This is a genomic window from Nocardioides sp. zg-1228, assembly GCF_017086465.1.
In the GTDB taxonomy this organism is placed as follows: Bacteria; Actinomycetota; Actinomycetes; order Propionibacteriales; family Nocardioidaceae; genus Nocardioides.
In genome coordinates this window covers 2,310,280-2,336,640 of record NZ_CP070961.1, presented here as the reverse complement: position 1 = coordinate 2,336,640, position 26,361 = coordinate 2,310,280, and the positions used below count along the sequence as shown (strand labels likewise).

Genomic DNA, 26,361 nt, shown 5'->3' with positions numbered 1-26,361 from the left:
GAGCGTGAGGCGAGGAGTGCGGCTCGGCGTCGACCCGGGGGACGCCCGGATCGGCGTGGCGAGCAGCGACCCCTCCGGGGTCCTCGCCACCCCCGTGGAGACGGTGCGCAGCGGCGGGGGCGACGTACGCCGGCTCGCCCAGCTCGTCGCCGAGCTCGACGCGGTCGAGGTGGTGGTCGGGCTGCCCCGCTCGCTCAACGGGACTGAGGGCCCGGCGGCCCAGAAGGCACGCGCACTTGCCCTCAGGCTGGCGCGGAGGGTTGCCCCCGTGCCCGTGAGGCTGTGTGATGAACGACTGACCACGGTGTCCGCCGAGTCGATCCTGCGCGAGCAGGGCCGGCACGGCGCCAAGCGGCGCGCGGTCGTGGATCAGGCGGCAGCCGTGCTGATCCTGCAGACTGCACTCGACACGGAACGGTCGAGTGGGCAGGCACCGGGAGAGATCGTCGAGGTGGCGGAGACAGATGAGTGAGCACGAGACCCGTTCGGACGCCCCCGTGCGCCCGGAGGAGCGGGAGGAGCACGAGGACCGCGCCTACGTCCCGGGCGGCAAGCGGCGCAAGAGCCGCGGGTTCAAGGGCTGCTTCGCCGTGCTGATCGCGCTCGTCGTGCTGCTCGGCGGCTTCTACGTCGCGCTGACGCAGGGCGTCTCCTGGGTCGCCGACCAGTTCCAGGGCCCCGAGGACTATCCCGGGCCGGGCACGGGCTCGGTCGAGTTCACCGTCAACGAGGGCGACACCACCGCCCAGATCGGCCGCAACCTCAAGGACGACGGCGTCGTCAAGTCGGTCCAGGCCTTCATCGACGCCGCCGCCGGCGAGCCCGCCGCCGCGGGCATCCAGGTCGGCGCGTACGAGCTCCAGGAGGAGATGCGCGCCGCCGACGCCCTCGAGGTGCTGATCGACCCCGCCAACCTCATCGGCTTCCCGACCGTCACCATCCCCGAGGGCCTGCGCCTCACCGAGATCGTCGCGACGCTCGCCGACAGCACCGAGTTCTCCGAGCAGGCCTGGAACCGGGCCCTCCAGAAGCCCGACAAGCTCGGGCTGCCCGACTACGCCGAGGGCAACGCCGAGGGCTACCTCTTCCCGGCGACCTACGAGATCAAGCCCGGCATGAAGCCGGTGCGCATCCTCACGATGATGGTCGACCGCTGGCGCGCCGCCGCCGACGCCGCCGGCCTCGAGGAGCGGGCCGCCGAGCTCGGCAAGACGCCCGGCGAGCTGATGATCATCGCCTCCCTGATCGAGGCCGAGGGCCGCGGCGACGACATGCCCAAGATCGCCCGCGTGATCTACAACCGGCTCGACGGCCCCGGCGACAAGGGCGGCACCAACGGCACGCTGGGCATCGACGCCTCGATCGCCTACGGGCTCGGCCTCTCGCCCGGCTCGACCGAGCTCACGCCCGAGCAGCTGGCCGAGGACACCCCCTACAACACGCGAATCAACCCGGGGCTCCCGCCCACGCCCATCGAGGCGCCCGGCGACGACGCCATCGCGGCGGCGGCCAACCCCGCTGAGGGCAACTGGTACTACTACGTCACGGTCGACCTCGCGACGGGCGAGACCAAGTTCTACGAGACCTACGACGGCTTCCTCGAGGGTCGCAACGAGTACAAGACCTACTGCGAGACGTCCGACCGGTGCTGAGCCGGTGCTGAGCCGGCGCTGCGGCGTGCTCGGCGACCCGATCGCGCACTCGCTCTCACCGACGCTGCACCGCACGGCCTACGCCGAGCTCGGGCTCGACTGGGCCTACGACGCCCACCGGGTGCCCGCCGGTGGGCTCGAGGAGTTCGTGTCCGGGCTCGGTCCGCAGTGGCGCGGGCTGTCGCTCACCATGCCGCTCAAGCGTGAGGCGCTCGCGCTGGTCGACCGCTCCACCGACCGCGCGCGCCTGGCGGGAGCCGTCAACACGGTCGTGCTCGAGGACGACGGGACGCGCGTCGGCGACAACACCGACCTGCCGGGAGCAGCGGCCGCGATCCGCGAGCGCACGTCCGCCCCGCTCGCCACGGCTGTCGTCCTGGGGGGTGGCGCGACCGCGACGTCGACCGGGCTGGCGCTGGCCGAGCTCGGGGTGGGCTCGGTCGAGCTGCTGGTGCGCGACGCGTCGCGAGCCGCCGAGACCGTGGCGGCGCTCCGCTCGCACCCGGCCGGCATCGACGTCCGCACCGGCTCGCTCGACGCGCCCGACGCCCTCGTCGCCGACATCGTGGTGTCCACCGTCCCGGCTGGCGCGCAGACGTCCGCCCTGGTGGAGCGCTGCGCGGCGGTGCCGGTGGTCTTCGAGGCGGTCTACGACCCGTGGCCGACCCCGCTGGCCGCCTCGGCGTCAGGCCGCACCCTCGTCGGCGGGCTCGACCTGCTCGTCCACCAGGCCGCCCTGCAGGTCGAGCTGTTCACCGGCCGCCCGGTCGCGGTCGAGCTGCTGCGCGATGCGGGCGAACGTGCCCTCGCGGCGCGGAATCCCGGTTGAATGGGCTCGTGAACGACACCGTCCTCGCCGTCCTCGTGGCGGCGGTGCTCGCCGGCCTCGGCGGTCTCCTCGTCCCGCGCCTCGTCGCGCGCGTGCCGGAGCCCGTGCCCAAGCCCGTCGGGTCCCCGGACGGGGCCGGCCCCGACGCCGGCGAGCCGGGCTCCGTCGCCACGCAGGTCGAGCCGCCCAAGACGCGCTACGCCGACATCGCCGGGCGACCGGGGCTGGGCTGGCGCAGTGCGGTGGTGTCGGCCGTCTCCGGCGCGCTGCTGGGGGCGGCGACGGGCCTCGACTGGTCGCTGCTGTGGCTGGTGCCGCTGACCCCGGTCGCGGTCGCCCTGTCCGTCATCGACTGGCACACCCGCCTGCTCCCGCGGGTCGTCGTCGTGCCGGCGACCCTCGCCGCGATCGTCGCGGTGACGGCGGTGGGCTTGGCGACGGGCGAGCGGGAGTCCCTCGTACGCGCCCTCGTCGCGATGGTCCTCGCGCGGTCCTTCTTCTGGGTGCTGTGGTTCGTGCGCTCGGCGGGGATGGGCTTCGGCGACGTGCGGCTGGCGGCACCCGTCGGGCTCGTGCTCGGCTGGGCCGGCTGGGGCGAGCTGGCGATCGGGGTGTGGGCGAGCTTCGTGCTGTTCGTCGTTCCCGTGCTGGTCGTCCTCGTGGTCAGGCGCGACCGCAGCCTGCTGAAGCGCGCGGTGCCGTTCGGCCCCTTCATGTGCGCCGGTGCGCTGGTGGGTCTCGTCTGGGGGACTGCGCTCGCTGGGCGCATCTGGGGCTGAGAGACTGCACGCATGCTCCGATGGCTCACAGCAGGCGAGTCCCACGGTCCCTCGCTGGTCGCGATCCTCGAGGGGCTGCCCGCCCATGTCCGCGTCACCACCGACGACCTCGCCGACTCACTGGCGCGCCGCCGGCTCGGCTACGGCCGTGGGGCGCGGATGAAGTTCGAGCAGGACGAGGTCCGCCTGCTGGGCGGGGTGCGCCACGGCGAGACCCAGGGCGGACCGGTGGCCATCGAGATCGGCAACACCGAGTGGCCCAAGTGGGAGAAGGTCATGTCGGCCGACCCGGTCGACCCGGTCGAGCTCGAGGCACTGGCCCGCAACGCTCCGCTCACCCGGCCGCGGCCCGGCCACGCCGACCTGGTCGGCATGCAGAAGTACGCCTTCGACGAGGCCCGCCCCATCCTGGAGCGCGCCTCGGCGCGCGAGACCGCGGCCCGCGTGGCGCTCGGCCGGGTGGCGTCCAACTTCCTCGAGCAGACCGTCGGCGCGCGCATCGTCTCCCACGTCGTCTCGCTCGGTGGCGTCGCGGCACCCGCCGGCGTGGTCCCGGGTCCCGACGACGTCGAGCGGCTCGACGCCGACGAGGTGCGCTGCCTCGACCCCGAGGCGAGCGCCGCGATGGTCGCGCGCATCGACCAGGCCCACAAGGACGGCGACACGCTCGGCGGCGTCGTCGAGGTCGTCGTCCACGGACTCCCGCCCGGCCTCGGGTCGCACGTGCACTGGGACCGCCGGCTCGACGCCAGGCTGGCTGGTGCGCTGATGGGCATCCAGGCGATCAAGGGCGTCGAGGTCGGTGACGGGTTCGAGCTGGCCGACACCCCGGGCTCGCAGGCGCACGACGAGATCGTTCCCACCGACGATGGCCTGCGACGCACCTCGGGTCGCTCCGGCGGCACCGAGGGCGGCATGTCGACCGGCGAGGTCCTACGGGTGCGCGCGGCGATGAAGCCGATCGCCACCGTCCCCAAGGCCCTGCGCACCGTCGACGTGGCGACCGGGGAGGCCACCGTGGCCCACCACCAGCGTTCCGACGTGTGCGCGGTCCCCGCCGCGGGCATCGTGGCCGAGGCGATGGTCGCGCTCGTGCTCGCCGACGCGGTCGTGGAGAAGTTCGGCGGTGACTCGGTGCAGGAGACGCGCCGCAACGCCCAGTCCTACCTCGACACCATCCGGTACCGCTGATGGCGCCCCGGGTGGTGCTCGTCGGGCCGATGGGCGCGGGCAAGACGACCGTCGCGGAGCTGCTGGGCGAGGCCTGGGGGCTGCCGGTGCGCGACACCGACGCCGACATCGAGGCGAGCACCGGCAGGGAGATCTCCGACATCTTCGTCGAGTCGGGCGAGGACCACTTCCGCGAGCTCGAGGCGGCTGCGGTCGCCGCGGCGCTGCGTGAGCACGACGGCGTCCTGGCGCTCGGCGGGGGCGCGGTGCTGAGCGCCGCCACGCGCGAGCTGCTCGCCGGCCTGCCGGTGGTCTTCCTGCGCGTCGGACTGTCCGACGCCGTGAAGCGCGTCGGCCTGGGTGTCGGGCGCCCGCTGCTGCTCGGCAACGTCCGCAGTCGCATCAAGACGCTGCTCGACGAGCGGACGCCCCTCTACGAGTCGGTGGCCGTCCACACGGTCGACACCGATGGCCGCACCGCCGACGAGGTCGCCGCCGAGATCAGGAGCCTGCTCCGATGACCGAGCGCACCACCCGGAGCCACCAGCGGCCCGCCGACACGGTCCTGCACGTCGGCGGCTCCTCGCCCTACGACGTGGTGGTCGGTCACGGCCTCGCCTCCCTGCTCCCGGCCGTGCTGGGCGAGTCGGTCGAGCGCGTGGCGGTGCTCTACGCCGGCACGCTGGGCGCGCTCGCCGACCCCGTCGTCGACGCGCTCGTCGAGCACTACGACGTCCTCGCCCTCGGGCTGCCCGACGGGGAGCGCGCCAAGACCGCCCCCGTCGCGGCCGACTGCTGGGAGGCGCTCGGCGAGGCCGGCTTCACCCGCTCCGACGCCGTCGTGACCATCGGCGGGGGAGCGACCACCGACCTCGGCGGCTTCGTCGCCGCGACCTGGCTGCGCGGCGTACGCGTCGTGCACGTGCCGACCACCCTGCTCGCCATGGTCGACGCCGCGGTCGGCGGCAAGACCGGCATCAACACGGGCGCGGGCAAGAACCTGGTCGGCTCCTTCCACGAGCCCGCCGGGGTCCTCTGCGACCTGTCGCTGCTGGAGACGCTGCCCCACGAGGAGCTCGTCGCCGGGCTGGGCGAGGTGGTCAAGTGCGGCTTCATCGCCGATCCCGCCATCCTCGACCTGGTCGAACGCACGGACCCGGCCGCCCTGACGTGGGACTCGGCCGAGCTGCGCGAGCTCGTCGAGCGCGCGATCAGGGTCAAGGTCGACGTCGTGGTCGACGACCTCCGCGAGACCGGCGGCGCCGACGGGCATCCCGGCCGCGAGGTGCTCAACTACGGCCACACCCTCGCCCACGCGATCGAGCGCACGAGCGACTATGCCGTGCGCCACGGCGAGGCCGTCGCCATCGGGTGCGTCTACGTCGCCGAGCTGGCCGCGCGTGCCGCCGGCCTCGACCCGGCGCTGGTCGAGCGGCACCGCACCGTCCTGTCGCGCGTCGGGCTGCCGACGACCTACGACGCAGCCTCCTTCGACGACCTCCACGCCGCGATGAAGGTGGACAAGAAGGCGCGGGGCTCGCGGCTACGGTTCGTCGTGCTCGACGACCTCGCGGTCCCGCGGATCCTCGCCGGGCCCAGCGAGGACGACCTGCGGGCGGCCCACGCCGCGATCGGGGGCCGGGCGTGACGCGCGTGCTCGTCCTCAACGGCCCCAACATCGGACGGCTCGGTCGCCGGCAGCCGGAGATCTACGGCTCGACGACCCACGCCGAGCTGGCGCACCTGTGCGTGGAGTGGGGACGCGACCTCGGTCTGGAGGTCGAGGTGCGCCAGACCAACCACGAGGGCGACCTGCTCGACTGGCTCAACGCCGCCGCCGACGACGTCACCCCGGTCGTGCTCAACGCCGGCGCCTGGACCCACTACTCGCTCGCGCTCTGGGACGCCTGCGCCCAGCTCACCGCACCGCTGGTCGAGGTGCACATCTCCGACCCCAAGGAGCGTGCCGAGGAGTTCCGCCACACCTCGGTCGTCGAGCCGCACGCGGTCGCCACGATCGCCGGTCAGGGGATCGACGGCTACCGCCGGGCGCTCGGGGTGCTGGCCGGCGCCATGTCGTGACCTCCGCGGGGCGTGGCCGCGGGGCGCTGCTCGTCGCGGGCCTGCTCGGCAGCCTGCACGCGGCGTTCAGCCTCTACTGGGGTGCCGGCGGCCACTGGCTGGTCGAGACGCTCGGGCAGCGGATGGCGGACGCGTTCACCGGGTGGGAGTGGCTGCTGCTCCCGATCGGACTCCTCAAGCTGGTCGCGGCGTGGGTGCCGCTGCTCGCTGCGCGCGCCGGGTGGCCGGTGCGACGCCTGTCCAGGGGCGCCTGCTGGGTCGGTGCCACCGTGCTCGTGGCCTGGGGAGGGCTCAACACCGTGGTCGGCCAGCTCGTGCTGGCCGGCGCCGTCGTGCCGGACGGCGGCGTCGACCGGGCCGGCATGGTGGGCCACGCCTACCTCTGGGACCCGTTGTTCCTCCTCTGGGGCCTCGTCCTCGCCGCAGGGCTCGCCCGGTCCCGCGCCTGACGGCCGCGGCGGCGTCCGGTGCCGGACCTGTGCTTGGATCGCGAGGTGCTCCCCTTCCGCCAGGTCGACGTCTTCAGTGCCGAGCCGTGGCTCGGCAACCCGCTCGCGGTCGTGCACGACGCCGATGGCGTCTCCGACGAGGAGATGGCCAGGTTCGCGCGGTGGACCAACCTCTCGGAGACCACGTTCCTGTGCGCGCCGACCGACCCCGGCGCCGACTACCGGGTGCGGATCTGGACGATCGGCGGTGAGCTGCCGTTCGCCGGACACCCCACCATCGGCAGCGCGCACGCGTGGCTCGAGGCCGGGGGAGTGCCGCGCGGCGACGTGGTCGTGCAGGAGTGCGGCGCCGGGCTCGTCGACGTACGCCGCTCGCCGCGGCTCGGCTTCTCGGCGCCGCCGCTCCGGCGCTCCGGCCCCGTCGACGCCGACCTGCGGGCGCGCATCGTGCGCGCCCTCGGCATCGACGACGCGGCCGTGGAGGACATGGCGTGGATCGACAACGGACCCGGCTGGGTCGGCGTCGACCTCGGGTCGGCCGACGCGGTGGTGGCCGTCGCGCCGGACGTCCCCGCCTTCACCGACCTCAAGGTGACCGTCCTCGGCCGCTGGGACCCCGCCTCCGCCGCCGCGCTCGGCGCGGACGTCGAGGTGCGCGCCTTCTACGCCGACGGGAGGGACTTCGGGGAGGACCCGGTGACCGGCAGCGCCAACGCCGGGCTCGCGCAGTGGCTGATCGGCACCGGCGCCCTCCCGGCGTCCTACACCGCCCGGCAGGGCAGCGTGATCGGCCGAGAGGGGCGGGTCCGCCTCGAGGCGAGGGATGGTGCCGTGTGGGTCTCCGGCGAGGCCGTCACCCGGATCGTCGGCGAGGTCGACGTCGGGGCGTCCGGCTCCGGTGCATGACGTCCGCGCATCGAGGCGGCGGCACCGGGGTAAGGGGGACCACGACTGATCGGCACGACGAACGAGGAGGCGCGGTGGGCCTGACGGCTGTGCTGCACGGACGACGCGGACCGGTGGAGCTGGTGCTGGTGCGCCATGGGCAGAGTGCGGGCAACATCGCCGACTCCCAGGCGCGCGACGCCGACGCCGAGCGGCTCGAGCTGACGGCCCGCGACGCCGACGTCGAGCTGTCGGCCAACGGCGAGGAGCAGGCCCGCACGCTGGGGCGCTGGGTCGCGGACCTGCCTGCGTCCGAGCGCCCGGACCTCGTGGTCAGCTCGCCCTACCGGCGCGCCGCCGACACGGCGCGGGCGGCGCTCGAGGGCCTCGACCTCGACCTGCTGCTCGACGAGCGCCTGCGCGAGCGTGACCTCGGCCTGCTCGACGGCCTCACCGGCAAGGGCATCCGGGCACGCCACCCGGGAGAGGCCGAGCGCCGCTCCCACGTCGGCAAGTTCTACTACCAGCCCCCGTCGGGTGAGAGCTGGGCCGACGTGGTGCTGCGGATCCGCAGCCTGCTGGGCGACCTGCGCGAGGCGTACGACGGCAAGCGGGTGTGGCTGTTCACCCACCAGGCGGTGATCATGTCGTTCCGCTACGCCCTGGAGGGTCTCGACGAGGCCGAGCTGCTCGAGATCGACCGCACCACGCCGATCCCCAACGCCTCCATCACCCGCTACTGCCGGCGCGACGGTGGGCTGGTGCTCGACACCTTCGCCGACGACTCCCACCTCGAGCCCGGTCCCGCCGCCAGGACCGCCGAGGAGGGCCGGGCGGAGGAGGCGCCCGATGCCTGACGCCACTCCGGACCACGCGACCCAGGTCGACGCGACGCCGGTCGACGCCGACCTGCTGCGCCGGTGGCCGCTGCCCGAGCTCGGGGCCGACAAGGAGGAGCGCGGCCGGTTGACCGTGGTCGCCGGGAGCCGCGAGACCCCCGGGGCGGGGCTGCTCGCGGTCGAGGGCGCCTTCCGCGTGGGCGCGGGGAAGGTCCACCTCGCCACCGCCGACTCGTGCGCGCGCTCGCTCGCGGTCGCGGTGCCCGAGCTGATGGTGAGCGGGCTGGCCGAGGACGACGGCGGGGCCATCGCCCCCGACGAGGCCGACCGGCTGGTCGACTGCGCGGAGGGGAGCGGCGCGGTGCTGCTCGGCCCCGGCTTCGTGGCCCCCGACGTCTCCGACTCGCTCGTGCGCCGCGTCGCCCCCCGGCTCGCCGGCACCATCGTGCTCGACGCCCTCGCGACGGCCTACGTCACCGACAACCACGAGGAGGTCGCCTCGCTCGAGGCGACCGTCGTCCTGACCGTCAACCCCGGGGAGCTGGCGCACTGCCTCGGGGTCCCCGAGGACGAGGTGTCCGCCGACCTCGTCGCGCACACCGTGCGACTGGCCGCCCGCACCCAGGCCGTCGTCCTGTGCGGCGGGCCCGTCAAGGTGATCGCCCACGGCGACGACCTGTGGCTCGTCGAGGCCGGCAACCCCGGACTGGGGACGGCCGGCTCGGGCGACGTGCAGGCCGGCATCGTGGCGGGCCTGATCGCCCGAGGGACCGAGCCAGCGCAGGCCGCGGTGTGGGGCGCGTTCCTCCACGCGACCGCGGGCGACCGGCTGGCCGAGCGGGTCGGGCCCGTCGGCTACCTCGCCCGCGAGCTGCCCGGTGAGGTCCCCGGCCTGCTGGCGGAGCTGGTGGACTGACGCGTCCGTCGTGGGCCACCGGTCCAGACATGCGTAGTAATGCCGATGCGACGGCAGGTGCCCCCCGGCCACACTGGTGCCGGACAGGGGAGGAACGATGCGAAGCGTCCTGAGCAGGAGCGCCCACGCCGACCAGCTCGAGGCCGAGGTGCGCGAGGCCATGTGCTGCGTCCCGACCGACCGGTGCTGGGAGTGCCAGGTCAAGCTGGGCGAGGTGCGGGCCGCGCGGCGCGACGCCGTGCTGCACTCGATGAGCATGGCCCGACCGCGGCGGCCGGCCTGGTGATGGTCCGCGACGACGGGCTGCTCATGAGAAGTCGACCGGGTCGCGCACGATCGGGCAGGTCATGCAGTGACCGCCGCCGCGGCCCCGGCCGAGCTCGGCACCCACGATCGTGATCACCTCGATGCCGGCCCGGCGCAGCAGCGTGTTGGTGAGCGTGTTGCGGTCGTAGGTGAACACCACCCCCGGCTCGAGCGCGACGGCGTTGTTGCCGCTGTCCCACTGCTGGCGCTCGGACTGGTAGACGTCACCGCCCGTGGCGATGACGCGCAACGACGCCAGGCCGAGCTCGCGCGCCACCACGTCGACGAACGGCGTCGTGCCCTCGTCGCGCACCTCGAGTCCGGGGGCCGCGTCGGCGGGCAGCAGGGTGAAGGTGTGCACCGCGTCCATGATGGTGGGGTAGAGCGTCACCACGTCGCGGTCGACGAACGTGAACACGGTGTCGAGGTGCATCGCCGCGCGCAGCTTGGGCATGCCCGCGACCACCACGCGGGTGGCCGCGCCCCGGTCGAAGAGCGCCTTGGCGACCTGGGTGATGGCCTGGCGCGAGGTCCGCTCGCTCATCCCCATCAGGACCCCGCCGTTGCCCACCGGCATGATGTCGCCGCCCTCGAACGTCGCCTGCCCGCTGTCGCGCTCGGGGTCGCCCCACCACACGGTCGAGTCGACGTAGTCGGGGTGGAACCCGTAGATCGCCTTGTAGATCAGCGTCTCGTCCTTGCGGGCGCCCCAGTAGAGCGGGTTCATCGTCAGCCCGCCGTAGAGCCAGCACGTCGTGTCGCGCGTGTAGAGGGTGTTGGGCAGCGGGGGCATCAGGTACTCCCGCACACCGGTGGACTCGCGTGCGAGCGCGAGGTAGGGCGAGCGGTGCTCCTCGGGGAGGTCGCTCGTGGCCATCCCCCCGATGAGCAGCTCGGCGAGCCGGCGCCCGTCGAGCGAGTCGAGGTGGGCGCGGGTGGCGTCGACCAGGCCGAGGCCCACGCGGTCGGCGACGACCTTGCGGTCCAGCAGCCAGTCGCGCGCTCCGGGGACGTCCATCGTCTGCGCGAGGAGGTCGTGGAGCTCGACGACCTCGACGCCTCGCTGGGCGAGCTTGTTGACGAAGTCGGCGTGGTCACGCTGGGCGTTCTCCACCCACATCACGTCGTCGAAGAGCAGCTCGTCGCTGTTGGTCGGGGTGAGCCGTCGGTGCGCGAGGCCCGGCGCGCAGACCAGCACCTTGTGCAACCGGCCGACCTCGGAGTGCACGCCGTACGTCGCGGACTGGCTCATGATGCTTCCTCTCGATGGGTGCTCAGACGGTGATGCGACCGGTCCACAGGCTCACGACGCCCACGGCGCTGGCGACGACGATGACCGCGCAGAGCACCATCTCGGTGGGGGTGAAGATGCGACGCCCGTGCTCGCTGCGCGCCTTGACGTAGAGGACCGTCGCCGGGGCGAGGACGACCGTCATCAGCAGCACGAACTCGCGGCCCGCGGCGTCGAAGAGGAACAGCGTGTAGGCCGTGGCGACGCCCGCCACGACCGTCTCCCTGCGGCGCACGCCGGCGGGGACGCCCTCGTAGGCCTCGCCCGTGAGGCCGAGCTTGAGCGCGTACGCCGCGGCGAGGAAGTAGGGCAGCAGGGCCAGACTGGTGCACAGGTCGAGCATGAAGTTGAGTGCGTCGTCGAGCACCAGGGTGAGCGCGATCAGGCTCTGCACGGCCAGCGAGGTCACCACCAGCGCCGCGATCGGGGCACCGGCCGCGTTCTCCTGGCCGAGGAGCCGCGGGAGGTCCTCGTTGTGGGCCGGGATGTACATCACCTCCGCCGCCATCAGCGTCCAGGCCAGGTAGGCCCCCAGCACCGAGACGATCACCCCGGCGCTGATGAACACCTCGCCCCAGTCGCCCACCACCGACTCGAACACCCCGATCATCGAGGGCTGCCGGGTCGCGGCGAGCTCGGGCTGCGGGACGACGGCATAGCTCGACAGCGTGACGAGCGCGAAGATCGCGAGCACGCTCAGGAAGCCCAGCACCGTCGCGCGCCCGACGTCCTCGCGGCGCCGGGCGTAGCGCGAGTAGACGCTGGCGCCCTCGATGCCGAGGAAGACGAACGTCGTGACCAGCATCGTGTTGCGGACCTGCTCGTCCAGACCGCCGAGGTCGCCGTAGCCGTAGGCGGTCCAGTTGTCGGCGAACACCCCCGCGTCGAAGTAGAACAGCAGCACGACGACGAAGGTGAGGATCGGCAGGATCTTGAAGACGGTGACGATGCGGTTGATCACCGCGGCGTCGCGCACGCCGCGGGCGATCAGGTAGTGGAAGAACCACACCCCGGCGCTGCCGAGCGCGGCGGCCAGCAGGGTGTCGCCGTCGCCGAAGCCGTCGAAGAAGGCGCCCAGCGTCGCGGTGATGAAGACCCAGTAGAACCCGTTGCCGGCTGCGGTGCTGGCCCAGAAGCCGATCGCGGAGTTGAAGCCGGCGTAGTCGCCGAACCCCGCCTTGGCATAGATGAACACGCCGGAGTCGAGGTCGGGCTTGCGGATCGCGAGGGTCTGGAACACGAAGGCGAGCATCAGCATCCCGACGCCCGCGACCGCCCAGGCGATGAGCGAGCCGAGGATCCCGGTCGCCACGCCGAACCGCGCCGGCAGGGAGAAGACGCCGGCCCCGACCATGCCGCCGACCACCATCGCGGTCAGCGTCGGCAGGCTCATCGTCGCGACCGCGCCCGCGGGGGGCGCCTCGCTCGGCGCGCTCATGGCGCCGGCGCACCGGCCTGCGACGGCCGGCCGGCGTCTGGGGCTGTTCCAGCGCGCACGAGGGCCCCCGAACGGTCACCCGTACGGGTGACCTAGGTCGTGATCAGGCTAGGGTCCGGGACCGCTCGTGTAAATGTCCACGCGCGCCTGGCTGCGGGGGAGTCGCCGGCGAGGTGCCTCAGAGCGAGGCGAGCCAGTCGTCGATCGGGACGTCGCCGTCGCCGAAGACGAGGGTCTTGCCGTGGGCACGGGGGTCCTCGAGCACGGCGAGGGCGACCTGGGCCACCAGCTCGCGCGCCGTGGTGTCGCCGTCGTTGAATCCGGCCTGCGGGTTGACCGCCCCCCGGCCGGGCTCGAGGGTGAGGGTGCCGGGCCCGAGGACGGTCCAGTCGAGCTCCGAGGCGCGCAGGTGCTCGTCGGCGGCGATCTTGGCGTCCTGGTAGGGCCGGAACGGGTTGTCGTCCGGCACGAGGAAGTCGGGGTCGGCGCCGGAGAACGACACCATCACGTAGCGCCGCGCGCCCGCGGCCTGCGCGGCGTCCATCGAGCGGATCGCGGCGTCGCGGTCGACCGCGAAGGTCCGCTCGGGGTCGCCGCCGCCGGCACCGGCCGACCAGACGACCGCGTCCTGGCCCGAGAGCAGGTCGGTCATGGCGCCCGTGTCGGCGTCCTCGACCGACGCGACCAGTGCGGTCGCGCCGGTGGCCTCGACGTCCGCCACGTGGTCGGGGTTGCGGATCACCGAGGTGACCTCGTGACCCGCCTCGACCAGCATGGGTGCCAGGAGAAGAGCGATCTTGCCGTGTCCGCCGATGATGGTGACTCGCATGGTCCCGACGCTACACACCGCGGGGTCGGATCCCCTGCCCGTCGCGCATTTCCCGGCTCCAGCGGCCCCCGACTAGACTGGTCCGTCGGCACGGGCTCGCCCCGGGGCCGGAGACGTTGACAACTCGACGAAGGCGGACACACACCACATGGCAACCACCAACGACCTCAAGAACGGCATGGTCCTCAAGATCGAGGGTCAGCTCTGGTCCGTCGTCGAGTTCCAGCACGTGAAGCCCGGCAAGGGCCCGGCCTTCGTGCGCACCAAGCTCCGCAACGTCGAGTCGGGCAAGAACGTCGACAAGACCTTCAACGCCGGCACGAAGGTCGAGACGGCCAACGTCGACAAGCGCACCATGCAGTACCTCTACAACGACGGCTCGTCCTACGTCTTCATGGACACCAGCACCTACGAGCAGCTCGAGGTCACCCCGGAGGTCGTGGGCGACGCGAAGAACTTCATGCTCGAGAACCAGGAGGCCATCGTGGCCACCAACGAGGGCCGGGTGCTCTTCATCGAGCTGCCCGCCTCCGTCGAGCTGCTGATCGCCGAGACCGAGCCGGGCCTGCAGGGGGACCGCTCCACCGGTGGCACCAAGCCCGCCACCCTCGAGACCGGCCACACCATCGCGGTGCCGCTCTTCATCACCACCGGCGAGAAGGTCAAGGTCGACACCCGCGACTCGTCCTACCTCGGCCGCGTCAAGGCCTGACGCCAGGTGTCTGCCCGCTCCAAGGCCCGCAAGCGCGCGCTCGACATCCTGTTCGCCTCCGAGCTCCGCTCGGAGGACCCCGTGACGGCGCTCGAGCGCGCCATCGCGGAGGGCGAGGGGCCGACCAACGCCTACACCGCCACGCTGGTGCGGGGGGTGGTCGAGCACCAGGCGCGCATCGACGAGGTGCTGACGACCTACAGCAAGGGCTGGACGCTCAGCCGGATGCCCGCGGTCGACCGCAACGTGCTCCGCATCGGCGTCTACGAGCTGCTGTGGGGTGACGACGACGTCCCCGACACCGTCGCGGTGAGCGAGGCCCTCCACCTCGTGCAGGACCTCTCCACCGACGACTCGCCGGCCTTCGTCAACGGGCTGCTCGGCTCGATCCAGCGCGACCGGGCCAGCCTGGTCTGACCCCGGTCGGCGCGACGCCCCGCGCCGGCCTCACCCGCAGGGGTCAGCGCGTTCGCGGCGGGTCGTCGCGAGGTCCTAGGTTGAGCCCATGAGCGCTCCTTCCGACACCGCTGCGCAGGCCCACGAGAGCGACTGGCTGGACCACGCCATCCGGGCGGGGCTGGTCGCCTACGGGGTCGTGCACCTGCTCGTCGGGTGGCTCGCGCTCCAGCTCGCCTTCGGCGAGAAGGAGGACAGCGCGTCCAACGCCGGCGCCCTCCACTACCTGGCCCAGCAGCCGCTCGGCGAGGCGCTGGTGTGGATGGTCGCGATCGGCATGTTCCTGCTGGTCCTGTGGCGCCTGCTGGAGTTCGGCTTCGGCTACCGCGAGGAGTCCGACGACGCCAAGCGCTGGCGCAAGCGCGCCACCTCGCTGGGCAAGGCCGTGCTCTACGGCGCCATCGGCTGGAGCGCGGTGCAGACCGTCACCGGCTCGGGCGGCGGCCAGGGCGGCACCGACTCCACCACGAGCAAGCTGATGGACCTGCCCGGCGGCCAGCTCATCGTCGGCGCGGTCGGCCTCGCGGTGATCGCGTACGGCGGCGTGCTGGTGTGGCGCGGCTGGAAGGAGAAGTTCCGCGAGCACCTCGACTCCGAGGGCCAGACGGGCAAGGACGGCTCGGTCTACGTCACGCTCGGCAAGGCCGGCTACATCGCCAAGGGCATCGCCATCGCGATCGTCGGGGGGCTGTTCGTCTACGCGGCCGTCACCCACGACCCCGACAAGTCCGGCGGGCTCGACCAGGCGCTGCAGACGGTGCGCGAGCAGCCGTTCGGCCAGGTGCTGCTGACGATCATCGCCCTCGGCATCGCCTGCTACGGCGCGTTCTGCTTCGCGCGCGCCAAGCACCTCTCGCGCTAGCGTCCACGGCCCGTCCGCGCGGCCGTGCCGCCGGTGACGGCCAGGGCGGTGGCGACCATGTGGTCGCGCACCTGCTCGGCGGTGACCCGGCTGATCCGGGGCACCCCCGGCTGCTCCTCCGAGACGAGCATCGCCACCCGGCCGAGCTGGAGCGTGCCGAGCCCGCTGGCGTAGAGCATGTTGGCCAGCAGGCCCGGGTCGTCGACGTGGAACTCGCCGGTCTCCGCCCCTGCGGTGATGGTGCGGGTCAGCACCGACAGGCAGCCGCTGATCGCCTGCCCGAGGCGGTACATCGCGCTCTCGCTGACCTCCTCCAGCAGGTCGCCGCCGGGGCGTCGCATGATCGCCTGTGCGCAGTCGACGAACGCTGGGTGGGCCAGGCCGTAGTCGACGAACGCCTCGACCAGGCGCACGAGCTGGTCGCGCGGGTCGGACGTCGTCGCGGCGGCCCGCTCCAGCGCCACCCGCAGCTCCTCGAGGTACTGCACCAGGGTGAGGCCGAAGAGCTCCTCCTTGCCGGTGAAGTGGCGGTAGATGATGGCGCGGTTGATGCCGACCGCCCGGGCGATGTCCTCGATCTGCGCGTCGCGCACGCCCCGCTCGTCGAAGAGTCGACGGGTGGCGCCGATGATCTCCGCCTCGCGCTGCCGCCGACGGTCGGCCGCGGTGCCACCCCGCTCGGTGCCGGTGCCGGTGGCGGTGCCGGTGCCGGTGCCTGGCGTCGGCTCGGTGGTCATGATGGTCAGTCTAGGTAGGTCGCGCCGCGGCGCCGTTGTGGTTCGATGGACGGGTGCTGGTCGTCGCCGCTCGTCGTCCCGTCCGCCGTGCGGTCGTCCTGGTCGTCACAGTGCTCGTCGCCGCGCTCGCCGTCACCGCAGTCACCGCGCTCGGCGCGCTGGCGGCGCCGGTCGGGGCCTCGGTCGCCGTCGACGGTGGCCGCTTCGCCGGCACCGCCCGGCTGCCCGGCTGCTCCGGCGCGGTCGTGAGGTGGCCCGCGGCCCTCGACGCCGATCCCGCGGTGGTGCTCACCAACGGTCACTGCGTCCGCTCTCCCTTCCTCGGCGCCCGTGAGGTGCTGGTCGACGAGCGGAGCCGGACCCCGATCGAGCTGCTCGACGGCCGCGGCGAGGTGGCGCTGACCACGCGGGCGGCCCGCCTGCAGTACGCCACGATGTACCGCACCGACGTCGCCCTGCTCACGCTGCGCCGGACCTACGCCGACCTCGCCGCGGCGGGCGTCACCCCGCTCTCGCTCGCCGCCGCCGGACCGGCGCGCGGGGACCGCGTCCGCATCCCGTCGGGCTACTGGCGCGAGCAGCGTGGCTGCAGGACCGCCGGGACGGCGTACCGCCTGCACGAGCAGAGGTGGGACTGGTGGGACTCGATCCGGTTGCCGGCCCGCGGCGGCGGCTGTGCGATCCGCGGCGGCTACTCCGGGTCGCCGATCGTGGCGCGCGCCACCGGGCTGGTGGTCGGGGTGGCCAACACCGCCTGGGTCGGCGGCCGCCGCTGCGTCGACTCCGCCTGCGAGGAGAGCCGCCGCGGGCGCGTCGTCGTGCGCAGGCACATGAACTACGGCCAGCAGACGTGGTGGCTGCTCACCTGCCTCGACGCCGGACGGACGTTCGACCTCGACGTGCCGGGGTGCCGGCTGGCGAAGCCGCGGCGCTGAGGCTCACGCCGGGAGGAGCGAGCGCACCGTCTCGATCGTGTCGGCCTCGTCGGGCCCCTTGTCGTCGCGGTAGCCGATCACCCGCGCGAAGCGCAGCGCGACGCCTCCGGGATAGCGGGTGGAGCGCTGGAGGCCGTCGAAGGCGATCTCGACGACCTGGAGGGGGCGCACCTCGACGACGTAGCTCTCGCGGACGGTCTCGGGGGAGACGGCGAGCTCGGTGAAGCGCTCGGTCTGCCACGCGAGCATCTCGTCGGTCATCCCCTTGAACGTCTTGCCGAGCATCACGAAGCCCGTCTCGGACGTCTCGTCGCGGGCGCCGAGGTGGATGTTGGAGAGCCAGCCCTCGCGCCGGCCCGAGCCCCACTCCACGGCGAGCACGACCAGGTCGAGGGTGTGCCGCGGCTTGACCTTGACCCATGCCGAGCCGCGGCGGCCCGCGGCGTAGCGGGCGGACAGGTCCTTGAGCACGACGCCCTCGTGGCCGGCTGCGAGCGTCTCGGCGGCGAAGGCGGCGGCCGCCTCGGGGTCGGCGGTCACGAGGCGGCGGACGCGGTGCTGCTCGGGGACCAGCGCGTCGAGGGCGGCGAGGCGCTCGCGGCCGGGGGAGTCGAGCAGGTCCTGACCGTCGACGTGGAGGACGTCGAAGAAGTGTGGCGTGACGGCGACGCCGGTGTCCTGCGCGGTGCGGCTCGCGGTGTCCTGGAAGGCCAGGGGTCGTCCGTCGTCGGAGAGCGCGAGCGCCTCGCCGTCGAGGACGAAGCGCTCCGCGGGGAGGGAGCGGGCCACGTCGACGACCTCCGGCAGTCGGCCGGTGATGTCGTCGAGGCTGCGGGTCACCACCAGCACGACGTCGCCGTCGCGGTGGACCTGGATCCGGATGCCGTCGAGCTTGGCGTCGATCGCGACCTCGGTCTCGCCGTCGGGGGACAGGGCGGCCATCGCTGCGGCGACGTCGGGTGCGCTGGAGGCGAGCATGGGCATGACCGGGCGGCCGACCTCGAGCCCGATCGCGGCCAGCGCCTCCGCGCCGTCGAACGCCGCCCGCGCGGCCGCGACCGTGGAGCCGGCGAGCATGGCGGCGCGGCGCACGGCGGTCAGGGGCACGCCGGCCACCTGGGCCACCGCCTCCTGCGTGATGGCGTCGAGGGCGCCCTGGCGGACGTTGCCGGTGACGATGGCGCGCAGCCACCGCTGCTCGGCGGCGGTGGCGCGCCCGAAGAGGTCGCCCACCGCGGCACTGCGGGCGAGCTGCGACCCCGCGCCCGACAGGTGCGACATCGCCTCGAAGGCGGCGTCGACCTCCAGCACCGTCAGCGACGGCTCGTCGGCGGGGGAGGGGAGGTCGCTGACCCCGCGCCAGCCCAGGCCCGTACGACGCTGCCGCAGCGTGCCGCCCAGGTAGGACACCACCACCTCGAGCTCGGCCGGCTCCACCCGCGCGAGCAGCTCGGCGAGCGCGGCCACCTTGGCCTTGCGGGACCGGGTGGCGGCCACGGCGGCGGAGGTGGCGACGAGCTCGGCGAGCAGCATGCGTCCATCCTGCCGCCCGGCACCGACAGCGAGTGCCACCCGAACGGGCAGGATGGGCATCATGAGCAGCACACCCGCGACCGCCTCCCTCTACGTGCCGCGCGCCAACGCGATGGGCCCGGACGACGTACGCCCGTTCGTCGCCGCCGTCGGCACCGCGCAGCTGGTCACGGTGGGCGAGGACGGCGTGCCCGACGCGACGTTCCTGCCCGTGCTCTGGGAGGGCGACCGGCTCGTCGGGCACCTCGCCCGCGCCAACCGGCACTGGCAGCGGATCGTCGCCGGGGCGCCGGCGCTCGCGATCGTCACCGGACCGGACGCCTACGTCTCGCCGTCCTGGTATGCCGCCAAGGCCGAGCACGGTCGGGTCGTCCCGACGTGGAACTACTCGGTGGTCCACCTCCGCGGGTCGGTCACGGTGCACGACGACGCCGGCTGGGTGCGGGGGCTGGTCACCCGCCTGACCGATCACCACGAGCAGCAGCGCGCCGAGCCGTGGGCCGTCGCCGACGCCCCGGACGACTATGTGGACAAGAACCTCCGCCCCATCGTGGGCGTCGAGGTGGTCGTCTCGTCGGTGGAGGCGAAGGCCAAGCTCAGCCAGAACCGCTCCGCCGCCGACCGAGCGGGCGTGGCGGCCGGGCTGGCCGCGGACGGGCGCGACCCCGGCGGGCTCGTGGCCCCGTGAGCCGGACCCGGGAGCGCTTCACCGGCCGCATCGCCGGCGTGGGCAGCACCAGCGGCGTGCGCGTCGTCGTCGGCCGCTGGGACGACTCGCCGTGGGGCGCCTTCGCCGACGTCATGGTGGAGGCCGCCTCCGGGCACCGGGTGCTCCTCGCCCCCGACGACCGGGTGCGCGAGTTCGTGGCCGCGACCTACACCTTCGACGAGCACGTCATCGAGCCGGTGGGTGTCGAGGACACCGCCGACGGATGGCAGGTGTCGACGCCCTCGCTCTCGCTCCGGCTGGTCACCGGAGGGCGTACGCCGCTGGGCCGGCTGCTCGGCCTGGTCCCCGCCCGCGTCGCCATCTCGCCGGCGTGGTGCTCGGCCGTCGACCCGGTGGCGCGTGTCGTGCTGAGCGGGGTGCGCACGCGCGGGACGGCCGGCAACGACCGACGGGAGTGGTACGGCGCGACGTCGGTCGTCGCGGTGACGGCGATCGCCGGTCACTGGCGCGGCGCCGCGCTGGGGGAGCTGGCCCCGGTCGACCCGCCCTGCCGCTTCGGGTTCTCCAGCACCCCCGAGCGGCCGTCGGTGACGAGCGTGGTGACGACCGTCGAGCGGTCGCTGTAGCCGGGCGCTGCTGGACGGCGGCCGAGACCTCCCACAGCGTGCTGGCGCCGCTCGGCGTCGAAGGACACGCCCGCCCGAGGTCCGGTGCAGGTCGTGCGCGTCATGCGTCATCCGCCGTGGACGGTGCCGCGTTGTAGAGCAGGTCGCGGTAGTCGGGGTGTCGCCGCAGCCACCTGGTGACGTAGGGGCAGATCACGAGGGCCCGCAGTCGTCGAGCGCGGATGTCGTCGAGCGCGGCCCGGGCGAGGGCGCTGCCCACTCCCTGGCCCTCGAAGGACGGGGCGACCTCGGTGTGGGTGAGTGCGACGAGCTCGCTGGTCTCCTGGTAGTCGAGGAACCCGGCGACCGTCGAGTCGCCGAGGACGGCCTCGTAGCGCTGGCGGTCGGGGTTGCGGGTCACCGTGACGTCGATGGGCATGGTGGGTGGAGCCTCCTGGTCTCGGAACGGGTGCGACGTCCACACGATCGCCCATCAGGCCGCCTGCTCGCGTCGGGGAGAACTGCCTAGACCGGTCGAGGTCCCTACCTGTCTCAGGGAAGCGGCAGCTGCCTGAGCTGCCGGCGGGAGGTGATCTCCAGCTTGCGGAAGATGCTCCGCAGGTGGGCCTCGATCGTGCGCGGGCTGAGGAACAGCTCGGCGGCGACCTCGCGACTGGTTGCCCCGGTGGCCACCAGTCGCGCGATGTTCAGCTCCTGGGCGGTGAGCTCGTGGGTCGGCTGCGCGGCTCGGGCGCGTGGGTGCTCGCCCGTGGCGCGGAGCTCCCGTGCGGCGCGTGCGGCGAACGCCTCCGCGCCCATGTCGGCGAGCAGCCGGTGGGCGGTGCGGAGCTGTTCGCGGGCGTCCCTGCGGCGGCCCTCACGGCGTAGCCACTCGCCGTAGACGAGGTGCGTGCGAGCGAGGTAGCCGCCCATCCGGCTGCGCCCGAGCTGTCCGATCGCCTCGAGGTAGTGCTCCTCGGCCGCGGCTCCGGTGCTCGTGAGCGCCCGGGCGCACGACGCCACTCCGAGCGCCCAGGGCGCGCCGCTGGCACGCGCCCGGGCGTCGAGCTGCTCCATCGCCGAGGCGGCGCTCTCGGGGTGGTCGGTACGGACGCAGGCCTCGACGAGCTCGGGGAGGCCGGCGCTGCTCAGCGCGAGCTCGGGTGACCGGCAGGCGCGTGACGCGGCCTCCCGCGCAGCGGCGTAGTCGCCCAGCCCGTTGTGGAGCACTGCCAGCGCGTACAGGGCCTGAGCGGCGTCCGTGCTCCCCTCGGGGTAGGCGTCGTCCTCGGCGGTGCCGGCATGGAGCGCGGTGGTCGCGGCGCGGTCGCCACACCAGCCACTGAGGATGACCTGGGCGTGCCGGAGCTCGACGCCGCCGGTGGCCTGGGTGATGGCCGTCGCCTCGGCGGCCAGCTCGCCGGCGCGGGCGAGCTCACCCATCAGGGTCGAGGTGATCGACATGAGGCCGAGGGCGGCGGGCAGCGTCGCCAACGCGCCGGACTCGCGGGCCAGCGCGACGTTGCGGCTGGCCAGTGCGTGGAGCAGCTCGTCGTCGAGGAGCGCCACCGCGTTGCGGCCGGCCAGCCACAGCCACCCGGCGCTCTCCCGCTCGCGGCCGGGATCGGTGAGGGTGCCGTCGCAGAACGACTCGAGGGCGCGTCGCAGCCGGGGGGCTCCTGCCATGTATCCGATCGTCAACGTCGTCGCGAGGCCGTCGAGGAGCAGGTCCACCGGTCGGGCCGGTGTCGGCGGCGGGGGAGCGGCCGCAGCGGCTGCGGCAATGTGCGTCACGTCGTCGCTGCCGATGAGGATCGCCGCGTCGAGGGCGCGCAGGTAGGTCTCGCGAGAGAGCGCGGGGTCGAGCGGGGCGAGCATCCTGGCCGCGTCCAGCAGCATGCCGGGCACGTCCTGGTCCCGTGTCAGGTGGAACGCGATCTGGGCGCGCAGCAGCTGGAGGCAGGCGCGTGCCAGGTCGTCCAGCGGCCCCGCGGCGGCGGCCGCCACCAGGGCCGACGCGGCCTCGATCGCACCCGCGTCGTGCTTGGCCTGGGCGGCCGCCAGCGACCGCCGCGTGCGGGCGGCGGGCTCCGGCGTCAGCTCGGCTGCGCGCTGCAGGAACGCGGCCGCGGCGGCCACACCGCCGCGGAGGCGCGCTCGGTCGGCCGAGAGCTCCAGCTCTGCGGCCGCGTGCTCGTCGGTGCCCAGCACGGCCTGCGCCCGGTGCCAGGCGCGCCGGTCGGGGTCGCCCCGCGGGTCGGTGGCGCCGGCCAGGGCTCCGTGCACCCGACGCCGGTCGGGTGCGGTGGCCGACTGGTAGACCGCGGAGCGCACCAGCGGGTGCCGGAACCGTACGCGGGTGCCGATCTCGACCAGATCGCTCGCCTCGGCGGGCGCGGCCGCCTCGGGGACGATCCCCAGGTGGGAGGCCGCGCGCCAGAGCAGCGCCGGGTCGCCGGTCGGGTCGGCCGCCGCCACCAGCAACAGCAGCTGGGTCTCGGATGGCAAGGTCGCCGAGCGGCGGCGGAAGCCGTCCTCGATGCGGTGGGGCACGCTGAGCGTGTCGGGCAGCTCGAAGCCGCCCGCCCGGACGGTCGCGGGTGCGGCCCGGGGCAGCTCCAGCAGCGCCAACGGGTTGCCGCGGGCCTCTGCGGCGATCCGCTCGCGCACGGCGTCGTCGAGAGGCGCGGCGACACCCGTCGCCAGCAACGTCCGCGCGTCTGCCTCGCCGAGCCCGGCCACCCGCAGCTCCGGCAACCCGGCCAGCGGGTCGTCGGTGGCTGTGCTGCTGTCGCGGCGCGCGAACAGCAGCGCCACGCGTTCGGCCGAGACGCGTCGCGCGACGAACGCCATCACCTGCGCGGACGCCTCGTCCAGCCACTGGGCGTCGTCGACGACGCACAGCAGCGGAGCCGCCTCGGCGACCTCGGCCAGCAGGTTGAGCGTCGCCAGGCCGACCAGGAACCGGTCCGGTGCAGGCCCGCTCCGCAGTCCGAACGCCACGCCGAGAGCGGCCTGCTGCGGGTCCGGCAGCGCGCCGAGGTGGCCCAGCAGCGGGCCGCACAGCTGGTGCAGACCGGCGAACGCGAACTGCGCCTCGGCCTCCACCCCCACCGACGTCTCCACCCGGAACCCCGATGACGCGGCGCCAAGGGCGGCCTGCTCCACCAGGACCGTCTTCCCGATGCCCGCCTCGCCGCGCACCACGAGGGCGCCGCTGCTGCCGGCGCGTGCCCGGTCCAGCAGGCGCTCGATCTCCGCTCGTTCGGCGTCCCTGCCCACGAGGTCCACGGCGGCGGCTCCCCCCAGTCTCTGCGCGCGAGGACGTGAGTCTCACGGACGCCACGCACACCCGCAAGGCCGGGTCTCGCCGCTGATAGACGTCCGGCGATCACCCCTCACACGAGCCCGAGGGCCTCCGCGTGGCGGCGTACGGCGTCGGTGTCCGCCGCCAGCACGAACGGGACCTCCGACCCCCACGCGTCCGCGACCCTCTCCACCCGGCCGTCGCCGGGGTCGAGCCGCACCTCGCGGATGTAGACCGCGATCACCCGGTCGGGGTGCTCGCGGACGATGTCGGCGTAGATCTCCGGGTCGTGCTCCCCGGAGTCGCCCAGCAGCACGACCCTCAGGTCGGGGTGGAGGTCGAGCACCTCGCGGATGCGTTCGTGCTTCTGCTCACGCCCGGCGGAGGTGCCGAGCAGGTCGCGCAGCAGCACCGGGCCGAGGGGGAACCCGTGGTGGCGCAGGAACGCCACGAGGAACGAGTGCAGGTTCCACGGGCTCGAGGAGACGTAGAAGACCGGGTTCACGCCCGCAGCCAGGTCGCGGTAGAGCCCCGCAGCGCCGGGGAACGGCGCCCGCGTGAGCTCGGAGCCGGTGAGCGTGTGCAGCACCATCCGGACCACCCGCTGGACACCGGTCTGGAGGATGGTGTCGTCGATGTCGGAGATCACCCCGAACCGCGCGCCGGCAGCCGGGACCCGCACGTCCACCGACGCCGACGGCTGGCCGGTGAGTCCCCGGTAGTCTCCGGCGAGCTCGACCGTCCCGCGGGTCCACGGGCTGGTGAGCGCCCCGGGTGCCGGTGACAGCCGGGCCAGGAAGTAGCCCTCGTCGTCGGTGACGGCGTCGACCTGCTCACCCGCGACCGTCACGCGGAGCGGGACACCCGGCAGCTCGTCGGTCAGGAAGTTCCCCACCGTGCGGCGGACCGCGGCGGCGACGCCCTCCCCGTCCGCCGCCTCGGGCGACCGGGGGTTGTCGAGCACCCGGCCCCGCACGACCACGCCCTCGGTCCCGCCGTGGCCGAGGTAGGGATCGATCCTGAAGTGCTCGGGCGTCCGCGACCGTCGGCGCCGCACGCGCGCACCGTCCCACGCCCGCTCCGCGGCGACGACCCACCGGCGTACGTCCATGGCGCAACCGTAGGCACGGCGAGCCGTCGCGGCCGAGCGGGGGCACCACTCCCAATTGGACATGCTCCCGCGATCGTGTTCTGGTGGACGAGCCGCAGGTAGTGCCCTCGCCGTGAGCGGGGCGCCTCCCATCGTGAGGTGATGCGCACCGTGGCCTCGACGCCCGACTCGACGGTGTCGCGTCCGAGCGCCCCGGAGAGGGCGCACACAACACCCCGTGAGGTCCGAAGCACGTGCGTGCCACCACCACACCTGTCCTGTCCGTCCGCCTGCGAGGCGCCGCTGCCGGCGTCGCCGCGGCAGCCCTCGCCCTGACCCTGGCGCCCGGCAGCGCCTACGCCCAGCCGGCGGACGACGAGGCCGTCGCCGTCCGCCTCAAGGTCGCCGACCAGCCGCCCGTCGAGGTCGCCACCACGCCCCGCGCGTGGCCCGGTGCGCTCCTGGAGGCGCAGGGCGTCTCCGTCGACGGCAACGACCTGGTCGACGTCGTCCGCGACGGCCGCGAGGTCTCCGGCAAGCGCAAGCGGCTGCGCCAGGGCGACGTCGTCCGCCTGACCGACGTGGTCAAGAAGCGCAAGACCAAGCGCGAGAAGGTCCGCCCGCGCACGGTCGAGGTCGCCACCACCAAGCTCAAGCCCGGTCGCCGCAAGGTCGTGGCCACCGGTCGGCCCGGCGTCCGCGAGATCGTCGCCGTGAAGACGCTGCACAACGGCGAGCCGGAGACCTACCGCGTCGTCAGGCGCACCCTGGTCAAGGAGCCGCGCCCGCGCCGCGTGCTCGTCGGCCGCAAGGCCAGCTCGGTCGCCGGCGCAGACGGCCTCAACTGGGCCGCGCTGGCCAGCTGCGAGTCCGGCGGCAACCCGCGTGCGGTCAACCCGGCCGGCTACTACGGGCTCTACCAGTTCGACCTCGGCACGTGGCGCAGCGTCGGCGGCTCCGGCCTCCCGACGTCCGCGTCGCCCGGCGAGCAGACCTACCGCGCCAAGCTGCTCTACAAGCAGCGCGGCCGCTCGCCGTGGCCCACCTGCGGCCGGCTGCTCTGAGCCGAGCGCCCGGTCGGGCAGTGGCCGCGGTCACTGCCCGATGCGGGTGCGCACCTCGTAGAGCTCGGGGAAGAACGTCAGGTCCAGCGCCCGGCGCAGGAAGTCGACGCCCGACGACCCGCCGGTCCCCGTCTTGTGGCCGATGACGCGCTGGACGACCTGGAGGTGGCGGAAGCGCCACTGCTGGAAGGCGTCCTCGACGTCGACGAGCTCCTCGCAGGTCTCGTAGACGCCCCAGTGCTCGTCGGGTGAGGCGTAGACCGACGCGAAGACGTCGACCAGCTCGGGGTCGGTGGTGTGCGGCCGTGTCCAGTCGCGGTCCAGCAGGCGCTGCGGGACGGCGTAGCCCTGGCGCGCGAGGTGGGCGAGGAACTCGTCGTAGAGCGACGGCTCGTGCAGCAGCTCGTCGAGGGCGTCCCGCGCGGCCTCGTCGTGGGAGAAGACCTTGACCATCTCGGCGTTCTTGTTGCCGAGGAGGAACTCGACCTCGCGGTACTGCGCGGACTGGAAGCCCGAGCTGGTGGCCAGGAACGGTCGGATCTCGGCGTACTCCGACGGCGTCAGCGTCGCCAGCACCGACCACTGGTCGGTCAGGGTGTGCTGGATGTGCTTGACCCGGGCCAGCCGCTTGAGGGCGGGGGAGAGGTCGTCGGTGCGCAGGAGCGCGCGGGCCGATCGCAGCTCGTGGACCAGCAGCTTGAGCCACAGCTCGCTGGTCTGGTGCTGGACGATGAAGAGCAGCTCGTCGTGCTGCGGAGGGTCGGAGAGCGGCTGCTGGGCCGACAGCAGCACGTCGAGGCGCAGGTAGTCGCCGTAGGACATCGCGCGGGAGAAGTCGCGCTGGATGCCCTCCTCGAGGTCGCGCTGGTTGGGGGTGACCGGTGTCTCGCCCGTTCCTGGAGCCATGGACTGCAAGGTAGTCGGT

At 73.7% G+C, this 26,361-nt stretch carries 29 protein-coding genes; 20 read left to right on the top strand and 9 right to left on the bottom strand.

Annotated elements, in window-relative coordinates:
- Window positions 1-4: 4 nt before the first annotated feature.
- The 13 genes from ruvX to JX575_RS11180 all read left to right on the top strand — a co-directional run bounded on the left by ruvX (window position 5) and on the right by JX575_RS11180 (window position 9,887).
- On the top strand, window positions 5-472 hold the full coding sequence (ruvX, locus tag JX575_RS11240) for a Holliday junction resolvase RuvX (protein WP_186341153.1): 468 nt from the start codon (window positions 5-7) through the stop codon (window positions 470-472).
- Entirely contained in the window at window positions 465-1,652 is a 1,188-nt protein-coding gene (gene mltG, locus JX575_RS11235; RefSeq protein ID WP_186341154.1) for an endolytic transglycosylase MltG, read from the top strand. Before ruvX ends, mltG begins: the two co-directional genes overlap by 8 nt.
- 4 nt (window positions 1,653-1,656) lie before the next feature.
- A complete protein-coding gene (locus JX575_RS11230; RefSeq protein ID WP_206054375.1) occupies window positions 1,657-2,481 on the top strand; it encodes a shikimate dehydrogenase in 825 nt (274 codons plus the stop codon).
- 8 nt (window positions 2,482-2,489) lie between these two features.
- Window positions 2,490-3,260: an A24 family peptidase gene (locus JX575_RS11225; RefSeq protein WP_186341155.1), complete on the top strand. Its 771-nt coding sequence runs from the start codon at window positions 2,490-2,492 to the stop codon at window positions 3,258-3,260.
- A 12-nt stretch (window positions 3,261-3,272) separates the two neighbouring features.
- Window positions 3,273-4,451, top strand: a complete 1,179-nt coding sequence (aroC, locus tag JX575_RS11220) for a chorismate synthase (RefSeq protein WP_186341156.1) — start codon at window positions 3,273-3,275, stop codon at window positions 4,449-4,451.
- Window positions 4,451-4,951: a shikimate kinase gene (locus JX575_RS11215; protein WP_186341157.1), complete on the top strand. Its 501-nt coding sequence runs from the start codon at window positions 4,451-4,453 to the stop codon at window positions 4,949-4,951. The genes aroC and JX575_RS11215 overlap by 1 nt, the downstream gene beginning before the upstream one ends.
- Window positions 4,948-6,078, top strand: a complete 1,131-nt coding sequence (gene aroB / locus JX575_RS11210) for a 3-dehydroquinate synthase (protein WP_186341158.1) — start codon at window positions 4,948-4,950, stop codon at window positions 6,076-6,078. Before JX575_RS11215 ends, aroB begins: the two co-directional genes overlap by 4 nt.
- Window positions 6,075-6,512 (top strand): type II 3-dehydroquinate dehydratase, encoded by a 438-nt coding sequence (locus JX575_RS11205; RefSeq protein WP_186341159.1) that lies wholly within the window; start codon window positions 6,075-6,077, stop codon window positions 6,510-6,512. The genes aroB and JX575_RS11205 overlap by 4 nt, the downstream gene beginning before the upstream one ends.
- On the top strand, window positions 6,509-6,961 hold the full coding sequence (locus tag JX575_RS11200; RefSeq protein ID WP_186341160.1) for a DUF3995 domain-containing protein: 453 nt from the start codon (window positions 6,509-6,511) through the stop codon (window positions 6,959-6,961). Before JX575_RS11205 ends, JX575_RS11200 begins: the two co-directional genes overlap by 4 nt.
- A 45-nt stretch (window positions 6,962-7,006) precedes the next feature.
- The gene (locus JX575_RS11195; protein WP_186341161.1) at window positions 7,007-7,867 is read left to right on the top strand and encodes a PhzF family phenazine biosynthesis protein; all 861 of its coding nucleotides are present in this window, start codon (window positions 7,007-7,009) and stop codon (window positions 7,865-7,867) included.
- A 74-nt stretch (window positions 7,868-7,941) separates the two neighbouring features.
- On the top strand, window positions 7,942-8,703 hold the full coding sequence (locus JX575_RS11190) for a histidine phosphatase family protein (RefSeq protein ID WP_206054374.1): 762 nt from the start codon (window positions 7,942-7,944) through the stop codon (window positions 8,701-8,703).
- Complete coding sequence (locus JX575_RS11185) at window positions 8,696-9,601, top strand: NAD(P)H-hydrate dehydratase (protein WP_186341163.1); 906 nt, start codon at window positions 8,696-8,698, stop codon at window positions 9,599-9,601. The genes JX575_RS11190 and JX575_RS11185 overlap by 8 nt, the downstream gene beginning before the upstream one ends.
- Before the next feature lie 97 nt (window positions 9,602-9,698).
- Window positions 9,699-9,887, top strand: coding sequence for a hypothetical protein (locus tag JX575_RS11180; protein WP_186341164.1), 189 nt, complete (start codon window positions 9,699-9,701; stop codon window positions 9,885-9,887).
- A 21-nt stretch (window positions 9,888-9,908) separates the two neighbouring features.
- On the opposite strand, the gene JX575_RS11175 is transcribed toward JX575_RS11180, so the two are convergent.
- From JX575_RS11175 to JX575_RS11165, 3 genes are all read right to left on the bottom strand, one after another.
- A complete protein-coding gene (locus JX575_RS11175; protein WP_186341165.1) occupies window positions 9,909-11,159 on the bottom strand; it encodes an arginine deiminase in 1,251 nt (416 codons plus the stop codon).
- 22 nt (window positions 11,160-11,181) lie between these two features.
- A complete protein-coding gene (locus JX575_RS11170) occupies window positions 11,182-12,636 on the bottom strand; it encodes a basic amino acid/polyamine antiporter (RefSeq protein WP_241005113.1) in 1,455 nt (484 codons plus the stop codon).
- 178 nt (window positions 12,637-12,814) lie between these two features.
- Window positions 12,815-13,465: an SDR family oxidoreductase gene (locus JX575_RS11165; protein WP_186341166.1), complete on the bottom strand. Its 651-nt coding sequence runs from the start codon at window positions 13,463-13,465 to the stop codon at window positions 12,815-12,817.
- 148 nt (window positions 13,466-13,613) lie between these two features.
- Between JX575_RS11165 and efp the strand changes: the two genes are divergently transcribed.
- The 3 genes from efp (at window position 13,614) to JX575_RS11150 (ending at window position 15,495) form a co-directional block, all read left to right on the top strand.
- Entirely contained in the window at window positions 13,614-14,177 is a 564-nt protein-coding gene (efp, locus tag JX575_RS11160) for an elongation factor P (RefSeq protein WP_172259690.1), read from the top strand.
- Window positions 14,178-14,183: 6 nt separating this feature from the next.
- Window positions 14,184-14,594 carry a transcription antitermination factor NusB gene (nusB, locus tag JX575_RS11155; RefSeq protein WP_186341167.1) on the top strand — a complete coding sequence of 137 codons (411 nt, stop codon included), beginning with the start codon at window positions 14,184-14,186 and terminating at the stop codon, window positions 14,592-14,594.
- An 88-nt stretch (window positions 14,595-14,682) separates the two neighbouring features.
- Window positions 14,683-15,495 carry a DUF1206 domain-containing protein gene (locus JX575_RS11150; protein ID WP_186341168.1) on the top strand — a complete coding sequence of 271 codons (813 nt, stop codon included), beginning with the start codon at window positions 14,683-14,685 and terminating at the stop codon, window positions 15,493-15,495.
- On the opposite strand, the gene JX575_RS11145 is transcribed toward JX575_RS11150, so the two are convergent.
- Window positions 15,492-16,232: a TetR/AcrR family transcriptional regulator gene (locus tag JX575_RS11145; protein ID WP_186341169.1), complete on the bottom strand. Its 741-nt coding sequence runs from the start codon at window positions 16,230-16,232 to the stop codon at window positions 15,492-15,494. The two genes, JX575_RS11150 and JX575_RS11145, sit on opposite strands and share 4 nt — an antisense overlap.
- A gap of 53 nt (window positions 16,233-16,285) precedes the next feature.
- On the opposite strand from JX575_RS11145, the gene JX575_RS11140 reads away from it, so the two are divergent.
- Entirely contained in the window at window positions 16,286-17,167 is an 882-nt protein-coding gene (locus JX575_RS11140; protein ID WP_186341170.1) for a serine protease, read from the top strand.
- Between the two features lie 3 nt (window positions 17,168-17,170).
- Here JX575_RS11140 and JX575_RS11135 read toward each other — a convergent pair whose 3' ends face one another.
- Window positions 17,171-18,700: an ATP-dependent DNA ligase gene (locus JX575_RS11135; RefSeq protein WP_186341171.1), complete on the bottom strand. Its 1,530-nt coding sequence runs from the start codon at window positions 18,698-18,700 to the stop codon at window positions 17,171-17,173.
- Window positions 18,701-18,761: 61 nt separating this feature from the next.
- Here JX575_RS11135 and JX575_RS11130 point away from each other — a divergent pair, with 61 nt between their 5' ends.
- Both JX575_RS11130 and JX575_RS11125 read left to right on the top strand, forming a co-directional pair.
- Entirely contained in the window at window positions 18,762-19,388 is a 627-nt protein-coding gene (locus JX575_RS11130; RefSeq protein WP_186341172.1) for an FMN-binding negative transcriptional regulator, read from the top strand.
- Entirely contained in the window at window positions 19,385-19,996 is a 612-nt protein-coding gene (locus JX575_RS11125) for a hypothetical protein (protein ID WP_186341173.1), read from the top strand. Before JX575_RS11130 ends, JX575_RS11125 begins: the two co-directional genes overlap by 4 nt.
- A 100-nt stretch (window positions 19,997-20,096) precedes the next feature.
- Here JX575_RS11125 and JX575_RS11120 read toward each other — a convergent pair whose 3' ends face one another.
- The 3 genes from JX575_RS11120 to JX575_RS11110 form a co-directional block, all read right to left on the bottom strand.
- Window positions 20,097-20,459, bottom strand: coding sequence for a GNAT family N-acetyltransferase (locus JX575_RS11120; RefSeq protein ID WP_346776140.1), 363 nt, complete (start codon window positions 20,457-20,459; stop codon window positions 20,097-20,099).
- A gap of 68 nt (window positions 20,460-20,527) precedes the next feature.
- Complete coding sequence (locus JX575_RS11115; RefSeq protein ID WP_206054373.1) at window positions 20,528-23,266, bottom strand: LuxR family transcriptional regulator; 2,739 nt, start codon at window positions 23,264-23,266, stop codon at window positions 20,528-20,530.
- Between the two features lie 107 nt (window positions 23,267-23,373).
- Entirely contained in the window at window positions 23,374-24,393 is a 1,020-nt protein-coding gene (locus JX575_RS11110) for a phosphatase domain-containing protein (RefSeq protein WP_186341175.1), read from the bottom strand.
- A gap of 233 nt (window positions 24,394-24,626) precedes the next feature.
- Between JX575_RS11110 and JX575_RS19650 the strand changes: the two genes are divergently transcribed.
- Window positions 24,627-25,436, top strand: coding sequence for a resuscitation-promoting factor (locus JX575_RS19650; RefSeq protein WP_186341176.1), 810 nt, complete (start codon window positions 24,627-24,629; stop codon window positions 25,434-25,436).
- A gap of 30 nt (window positions 25,437-25,466) precedes the next feature.
- Here the strand turns inward: JX575_RS19650 and kynA are convergent, their stop codons facing one another.
- Window positions 25,467-26,342 carry a tryptophan 2,3-dioxygenase gene (gene kynA, locus JX575_RS11100; RefSeq protein WP_186341177.1) on the bottom strand — a complete coding sequence of 292 codons (876 nt, stop codon included), beginning with the start codon at window positions 26,340-26,342 and terminating at the stop codon, window positions 25,467-25,469.
- Between the last annotated feature and the right edge of the window lie 19 nt (window positions 26,343-26,361).

What these genes read in the sequence shown, in the direction of transcription:
- mltG (WP_186341154.1), top strand. Translation starts at nt 465, where the DNA reads ATGAGTGAGCACGAGACCCGTTCGGACGCCCCCGTGCGCCCGGAGGAG.
- aroC (WP_186341156.1), top strand. Translation starts at nt 3,273, where the DNA reads ATGCTCCGATGGCTCACAGCAGGCGAGTCCCACGGTCCCTCGCTGGTC.
- JX575_RS11215 (WP_186341157.1), top strand. Translation starts at nt 4,451, where the DNA reads ATGGCGCCCCGGGTGGTGCTCGTCGGGCCGATGGGCGCGGGCAAGACG.
- aroB (WP_186341158.1), top strand. Translation starts at nt 4,948, where the DNA reads ATGACCGAGCGCACCACCCGGAGCCACCAGCGGCCCGCCGACACGGTC.
- JX575_RS11185 (WP_186341163.1), top strand. Translation starts at nt 8,696, where the DNA reads ATGCCTGACGCCACTCCGGACCACGCGACCCAGGTCGACGCGACGCCG.
- JX575_RS11180 (WP_186341164.1), top strand. Translation starts at nt 9,699, where the DNA reads ATGCGAAGCGTCCTGAGCAGGAGCGCCCACGCCGACCAGCTCGAGGCC.
- JX575_RS11175 (WP_186341165.1), bottom strand. Translation starts at nt 11,159, where the DNA reads ATGAGCCAGTCCGCGACGTACGGCGTGCACTCCGAGGTCGGCCGGTTG.
- JX575_RS11170 (WP_241005113.1), bottom strand. Translation starts at nt 12,636, where the DNA reads ATGAGCGCGCCGAGCGAGGCGCCCCCCGCGGGCGCGGTCGCGACGATG.
- JX575_RS11165 (WP_186341166.1), bottom strand. Translation starts at nt 13,465, where the DNA reads ATGCGAGTCACCATCATCGGCGGACACGGCAAGATCGCTCTTCTCCTG.
- efp (WP_172259690.1), top strand. Translation starts at nt 13,614, where the DNA reads ATGGCAACCACCAACGACCTCAAGAACGGCATGGTCCTCAAGATCGAG.
- JX575_RS11150 (WP_186341168.1), top strand. Translation starts at nt 14,683, where the DNA reads ATGAGCGCTCCTTCCGACACCGCTGCGCAGGCCCACGAGAGCGACTGG.
- JX575_RS11145 (WP_186341169.1), bottom strand. Translation starts at nt 16,232, where the DNA reads ATGACCACCGAGCCGACGCCAGGCACCGGCACCGGCACCGCCACCGGC.
- JX575_RS11135 (WP_186341171.1), bottom strand. Translation starts at nt 18,700, where the DNA reads ATGCTGCTCGCCGAGCTCGTCGCCACCTCCGCCGCCGTGGCCGCCACC.
- JX575_RS11130 (WP_186341172.1), top strand. Translation starts at nt 18,762, where the DNA reads ATGAGCAGCACACCCGCGACCGCCTCCCTCTACGTGCCGCGCGCCAAC.
- JX575_RS11110 (WP_186341175.1), bottom strand. Translation starts at nt 24,393, where the DNA reads ATGGACGTACGCCGGTGGGTCGTCGCCGCGGAGCGGGCGTGGGACGGT.
- kynA (WP_186341177.1), bottom strand. Translation starts at nt 26,342, where the DNA reads ATGGCTCCAGGAACGGGCGAGACACCGGTCACCCCCAACCAGCGCGAC.